This is a genomic window from Rhodococcus sp. 05-2254-6 (assembly GCF_002258565.1).
Taxonomy (GTDB): domain Bacteria; phylum Actinomycetota; class Actinomycetes; order Mycobacteriales; family Mycobacteriaceae; genus Rhodococcoides.
In genome coordinates this window covers 1-6920 of record NZ_NOZF01000054.1, presented here as the reverse complement: position 1 = coordinate 6920, position 6920 = coordinate 1, and the positions used below count along the sequence as shown (strand labels likewise).

General features: G+C 66.3%; 1 protein-coding gene. It reads left to right on the top strand.

Translation table 11 applies throughout. The annotated features are described in order from the left end of the window. The first annotated feature begins 21 nt into the window (after window positions 1–21). The gene (locus CH256_RS06725) at window positions 22–6870 is read left to right on the top strand and encodes an amino acid adenylation domain-containing protein (RefSeq protein ID WP_094669159.1); all 6849 of its coding nucleotides are present in this window, start codon (window positions 22–24) and stop codon (window positions 6868–6870) included. The last annotated feature ends 50 nt before the right edge of the window (window positions 6871–6920 follow it).

Sequence of the window (6920 nt, the reverse complement as noted above, 5' to 3'; positions counted from 1 at the left end):
TCGATCAGGAGGAAAAGGTAGATGGCGGTAGGACGTCGAAGCGATGCAGCTCTGACGGTCGAGGACCTTCCGCGCTTGGTTCGGAGCGTCGCAGCGGTCGAACCCGACCGCGTAGCGCTCACGCACCTCGGTACGGAACTGACCTACGCCCGCCTGGACGAGGAGATCACCACCCTCGATGCGGCCATGGGGGGCGTCCTCGGCCCCGACGCGCTGGTTCCGGTCGTGTTGTCCAACACGCTTGCAGGCCTCATCGAGGCCACCGAGGGTGGTCTGGACGCGGTCGTGTCCACCGTCATCGCGGATGCGGTGTCGGTTCTCGGCGACGACGAGTCGACGTCGAGCTCCGCCCATCCCGAAGCCGCCACGCTGTACGCGCTGTTCGCCGATCAGGCCGAGCGCACCCCGGACGCACCTGCCCTCGTCTTCGGCGACGACACGCGAACCTACGCCGAGTTCGCCGCCTCGGTGGAGCGTCTCGCCCGCGTGCTGATCGCACGTGGAGTCGGCCCCGATTCAGCGGTGGGACTGTCGATCCGCCGATCGTTCGATCTGCTGGTGGGTATGTACGCCGTCGCCGCAGCAGGCGGAGCCTACGTGCCGTTGGACCCGGATCATCCGGTCGACCGACTCGGCTACGTTCTCGACATCGCGACACCTGTCCTGGTCCTGACGACCACGAACGACCTACCGCAGTTGCCCGACGGCACCGCCACCGTTCTCGTCGACGAGCTCGACCTGACCGATGTGCCGGAAGGACGGATCACCGATGCGGATCGGCTCTCCGCCCTGACCGAGGACGATCTCGCCTACGTCATCTTCACCTCCGGTTCGACGGGACGTCCGAAGGGTGTGGCGGTGAGCCACCGGGCCATCGTCGCCAACATCTCCTGGCGGCAGCGGGAGTACTCGATGAGTGCTGCCGACGTCGTGTTGCAGAAGACTCCGTTCACGTTCGACGTATCGGTGTGGGAGTTCTTCTGGCCGTTGCAGATCGGTGCCACGCTGGTTATCGCCGAGCCCGAGGGCCACCGCGCACCCGCCTACCTCGCCCGCGTCATCGGCGAGCGGGGCGTGAGCGTGACACACTTCGTGCCCTCCATGCTCTCGGTGTACGTCGCCGAACCCACTGCTGTGCAGGCTGATTCGCTTCGGATGGTGTTCGCCTCCGGCGAGGCGCTCCCGGCGCGCACCGTCAACGCGTTCCACGAGATCTCGAACGCGGAACTGCACAACCTGTACGGTCCCACCGAAGCGGCCGTCGACGTCACGTACTACCGAACCCAGCAGGTGGAAGAAGCCTCGGTTCCCATCGGCGCTGCAGTCGACGACACCGATCTGTACGTGCTCGACGAAGGACTGCGGCGATCGCCCCGTGGAGTCGAGGGTGAGCTCTATCTGGCGGGCGTGCAGCTCGCTCGCGGATACCTCGGACGCACCGACCTGACAGCCGATCGGTTCGTGGCCGACCCCTTCGGTGAGCCGGGTGACCGCATGTACCGCACCGGCGACCTGGTGCGTCGACGCGGCGACGGCCTCATCGAGTACATCGGGCGCACCGACTTCCAGGTCAAGCTGCGCGGTCTGCGTATCGAGCTGGGCGAAATCGAATCGGCCCTGCTCGCCGAGCCTGAGGTGACCCAGGCGGCTGTACTGCTTCATTCGTCGGAGCAGTCGGAACAACAGCTCGTCGGCTACGTCGTCAGTACCGATCCCGATCTCGACCACGACGGCCTCGCGGACGCGGTGAGACGCCGCATGCCCGAGTACATGGTGCCGTCGGTGTTCGTCGTCCTGGACGAGTTTCCGCTGAACGCCAGCGGAAAGCTCGACCGAAAAGCGTTGCCCGCGCCCGATTTCGCGTCCCTGGCGCGGGAATACCGCGCACCGAGCACGGAGACCGAGTCGGCATTGGTCGCGATCTTCGAGACCGTCCTCGGCCTCGACCGCATCGGCGTCGACGACGACTTCTTCGTCCTCGGTGGAAACTCGCTCAATGCCACCCGCGTGATCGCGCGGGTCAACGCCGAGCTGGGCACTGCGGTGGATGTGCGGTCGTTCTTCGACGCACCGACCGTCGCCGAACTGGCCGCCGCAGTCGACGCCGCAGGCTCGACGCACGCGCGACCGGCGTTGGTTGCGCAGCAGCGGCCCGAACGTGTGCCGCTGTCGCTTGCCCAACAACGGATGTGGTTCCTCAACCGATTCGAGCCGGACTCGGCTGTCAACAACATCCCGGTCGCCATCGCGTTGAGTGGAGAACTCGACTTCACGGCCCTGCAGTCGGCCTTGGTCGACGTGTTGGATCGGCACGAGTCACTACGGACGGTCTACCCCGACCACGACGGTGTCGGCTTCCAGCTGGTGCTCGAATCGGATTCGGTGACAGTGGAACTGGAGCGAGCGACGGCAACCGAGGCCGACGTGCCCGCCGTGCTGCTCGAGTTCGCACTCAGGCCCTTCGATCTGGCGGTACAGCTGCCCTTGCGGGCGGTGCTTCTCGAAACGTCCGAGACCGAGCACGTGCTCGCGTTCGTGGTACACCACATCGCGGCCGACGGATTCTCGATGGGCCCGCTGACCCGCGACGTGGTGGCGGCCTATGTGGCACGCACCAGCGGGCAGGAACCACAATGGACTCCGCTCGAGGTGCAGTACGCCGACTTCACGCTGTGGCAGAGGGCCGTCCTCGGTAGCGAGGACGATCCGGATTCGCTGATCTCGGCGCAGGAGAACTACTGGCGGCACCAGCTCGGTGGTGCTCCCGACCAATTGGAGCTACCCACCGATCGCCCCCGCCCGGCGGTCGCCACGACCAACGGCGGTACACACACGTTCGAGATCGACGCCGACTTGGTCCGCGAGCTGGAGAAGCTCGGAAGAGACCACAGCGCAACGACGTTCATGGTCGTGCACGCCGCACTGGCCGTGCTGTTGGCCAAGCTCGCGGCCGCCGACGACATCAGTATCGGTACGCCGGTCGCCGGTCGTGGTGATGCGGCCCTCGACGACGTCGTCGGGATGTTCGTCAACACACTGGTGCTGCGCACCGAAGTCGATCCACGGGCGTCGTTCGACGATCTGCTGCGCGAGATCCGTGAGGTGGATCTCGCCGCGTTCTCGCACGCCGAGGTGCCGTTCGAGCGTCTGGTGGACGTGTTGGCCCCGGTGCGCTCGCAGGCACGGCACCCGCTGTTCCAGGTGATGTTGACGTTCCAGAACCTGGACCGAACGTCGGTGGAGCTTCCCGGCTTGACCATCGCGGCGGTCGACTACGAGGCAGACCTGGCGAAGTTCGATCTGCAGGTGACGTTGTGGGATTCGGCTCCGGCCGGCTCCGAGCCCGCGGGCCTGACCGTCGCTCTGACCTATGCCGCGGACCTCTTCGAGAAATCGACGATGGACCGGTTCGGTGAGCGGTTCGTTCGTGTTCTTCGTGCGATCACCGCAGCGCCTGCCGCAGCCGTCGGCGATATCGACCTGCTCGACTCGGTCGAGCGCAATTCGGTGCTGGAGTTCGGTTCGGGGCCTGCACACGAGATCCCCGGCGGGACAACATTGGTGGGGCAGTTCGACGCTCGCGTCGAGCAGACCCCCGACGCTCAGGCCCTGGTGTTCGAGGACGTGCGGCTGACGTACGCCGAGCTCGACGCGCGCGCGAACCGCCTGGCGCGATACCTGTTGTCCGTGGGCGTCGGCACCGATTCGACGGTCGGCCTCGCGGTCGGTCGCAGTATCGAGTTGCTGGTCGGCATGTACGCGATCGTCAAGGCCGGTGCCGCGTACGTACCCATCGACCCGAGTCAGCCGTCGGAGCGCAACGAGTACATCGTGAGCACGGCCTCGCCGGTGCGGGTGCTCTCGAGCACTCGAGACCACGTCGAGTTCCCGGGTGTGGAGACGGTGGACATCGACACCGTGGACGTGTCGGAATTCTCGTCGGCACCGGTGACCGATGCGGAGCGGACGGCACCGCTGCGGGCAGAGAACCTCGCATACGTCATCTTCACCTCGGGTTCGACGGGTCGCCCGAAGGGCGTCGGCGTATCGCACGCGGCGATCGTCAACCGCTTGTTGTGGATGCAGCACGAGTATCCGCTCGGTCCGCAGGATGTGGTGTTGCAGAAGACGCCTGCGACGTTCGACGTGTCGGTGTGGGAGTTCTTCTGGGCGTTCCAGGTCGGCGCATCGGTGGTCGTCGCGGTTCCCGAGGGTCATCGGGATCCGTCGTACCTGCTCGATGTCATTGCACGCGAACATGTTTCGGTGGTGCACTTCGTGCCGTCGATGATGTCGGTGTTCGCACCCGAGGCGCAGCGCAGGCCGGAGGCGGGAGAGTCGCTGCGTACGGTGTTCGCCTCGGGGGAGGCACTTGCGCCCGCTACTGCACATTCGTTGCGCCGCGCGCTCCCACAGGTGTCGGTGCACAACCTGTACGGCCCGACCGAAGCTGCCGTCGACGTGACCTATCACGCGGTCTCCGACGCGGACACCGCGGTGGTGTCGATCGGCTCACCGGTGTGGAATACCGCTGTGCGCGTTCTCGATTCGTCGTTGCGGCCGGTTCCGGTCGGGGTGTCGGGAGAGCTCTATCTCTCGGGTGTCCAGCTCGCCAGGGGATACGTGAGCCGACCCGATCTGACCGCGGATCGCTTCGTCGCCGATCCGTTCGCAGTCGACGGTGAGCGGATGTACCGAACCGGCGACGTGGTGCGGTGGCTGCCCGCCGGTGAACTGGAGTACGTGGGCCGGTCCGACTTCCAGGTGAAGTTGCGTGGCCTGCGTATCGAACTCGGCGAAATCGAATCGGCTCTGTTGGATCTGTCCGAGATCGCTCAGGCCGTGGTGCTCGTGCGACGAGAGCAACTGGTCGCCTACGTCGTCCCCACCGATGGCCCGGTCGATGTGGACCGGATACGCACCGCGCTACGTGGACGTCTGGCCGAGTACATGGTGCCGTCCACCGTGGTGGAACTGACCGAGTTTCCGCTCGGCGGAAGCGGCAAGCTCGATCGAAAAGCACTGCCCGATCCGGAATTCGAGGCGACGCCCTACCGAGCACCGAGCAATCCGGTCGAAGAGATCGTCGCGACGGTGTTCGGAGCCGTCCTCGGACTCGACCGAGTCGGTGTGGACGACGATTTCTTCGCCCTCGGCGGCAACTCACTGGTCGCCACTCAGGTCGCCGCACGACTCGGTGCCGAACTGGGTACCACGGTGCCCGTCCGAACGATGTTCGAGGCAGGCACGGTGGCAGCCTTGGCTGCTGCGTTGGAAAGCCACGTCGGCCACGGAGCATCCGCGCCTCTGGTGGCGCAGGAACGCCCCGAACGCATTCCGCTCTCTCTCGCCCAGCAGCGTATGTGGTTCCTCAACCGATTCGAGCCCGAATCGGCGGTCAACAACATCCCCGTGGCGATCCGGCTCACCGGAGCACTCGACACCGCGGCCCTGAACGCGGCGGTCGTCGACGTTCTCGACCGGCACGAAGCACTGCGCACCGTATACCCGAGTGTGGACGGAGCGGGGCACCAGGTGATCCTGCCTGCCGAATCGGTGGCACCGGACCTGACGCCCACCACACCGTCCGCCTACGGTGCGGTGGCCGACCTGATCGCTTTCGCCTCCGAGGGATTCGACGTCACCCAGTCGATTCCCCTGCGCGCCAAATTGTTCCGGGTCACCGACGACGAGTACGTGCTGGTCGTCGTGGTTCACCACATCAGCGCGGACGGGTGGTCCATGGGGCCGCTGACCCGCGACGTGATGACGGCTTACCTCGCTCGTGTGGCCGGCGAGGCTCCGCAGTGGACGCCGCTGTCGGTTCAGTACGCCGACTTCGCGCTGTGGCAGCGCGCCGTGCTCGGCGACGACGCGGACCCGAGCAGCCTGATGGCAGCACAGGCGAACTACTGGCGTTCGGCCCTGGCGGACCTGCCCAGTGAGCTGACCCTGCCGTACGACCGGCCGCGTCCTGCGGTCCAGTCGTACTCGGGCGGGCGATTCCAGTTCGACATCGATGCGGATCTGCGCGCCTCGCTCGACGATCTGGCCCGGTCGACCGGAACCACGCTGTTCATGGTGCTCCACGGTGCGCTCGCGCTGTTCCTGGCTCGCATGTCCACCTCGGACGACGTCGCGGTGGGTACCGCCGTCGCAGGCCGCGGCGAGGCCGTCCTGGACGACGTGATCGGCATGTTCGTCAACACCCTGGTGCTCCGCACCTCGGTCGATCGAAGCAAGGGATTCACCGACCTCCTCGGCCACGTTCGGGACGTCGACCTCGATGCGTTCGCACACGCGGACATCCCCTTCGAGCGGCTCGTCGATCTGCTCGAACCCGAGCGCACGACGGCCAGACATCCGCTGTTCCAGGTGGCGATCGCGTTCGAGAACCTGCCACCGAGCGAATTCCAGCTACCCGGTCTGACGGTCTCGGCGGTCGACGTCGAGGTCGACACCGCCAAGTTCGACCTGTCGTTGACGCTGCACGAGAAGTCCGACGGCACCGGTCTGTCCGCCGGTTTCCTCTACGCGCGAGACCTGTTCGACGAGAACACGATCGAGGTCTTCTCGCGTCGTTTCCGTTGGCTGCTCGAAGCGATCGTGGCGACACCGAACACCCCGGTGGGCGATCTGTCCATCCTCTACGACGACGAGTACGACCGGCTCACCCACGTCCACGGCGACGACGTGTTGGCCGGCGGCACTCTGGCCGAGATCTTCGCTGCCGGAGCCGCACTCGACCCGTCGGCGACCGCGATACGCTACGAGGGCCGCTCGATCTCGTACGCCGAACTCGATGCGACGTCCTCGCAGCTCGCCCGGGTGGTCAGCCCGAGTACGGCCTCGGAGTCCGAGACCATGTGAGCGATGCGATCCTGCGGGTACGTCGGGTCGACGGGTAGGTGCGCAGCCCC

Bases quoted from the DNA above. Each gene is read 5' to 3' on its own strand.
- CH256_RS06725 (WP_094669159.1), top strand. From the start codon at position 22: ATGGCGGTAGGACGTCGAAGCGATGCAGCTCTGACGGTCGAGGACCTT.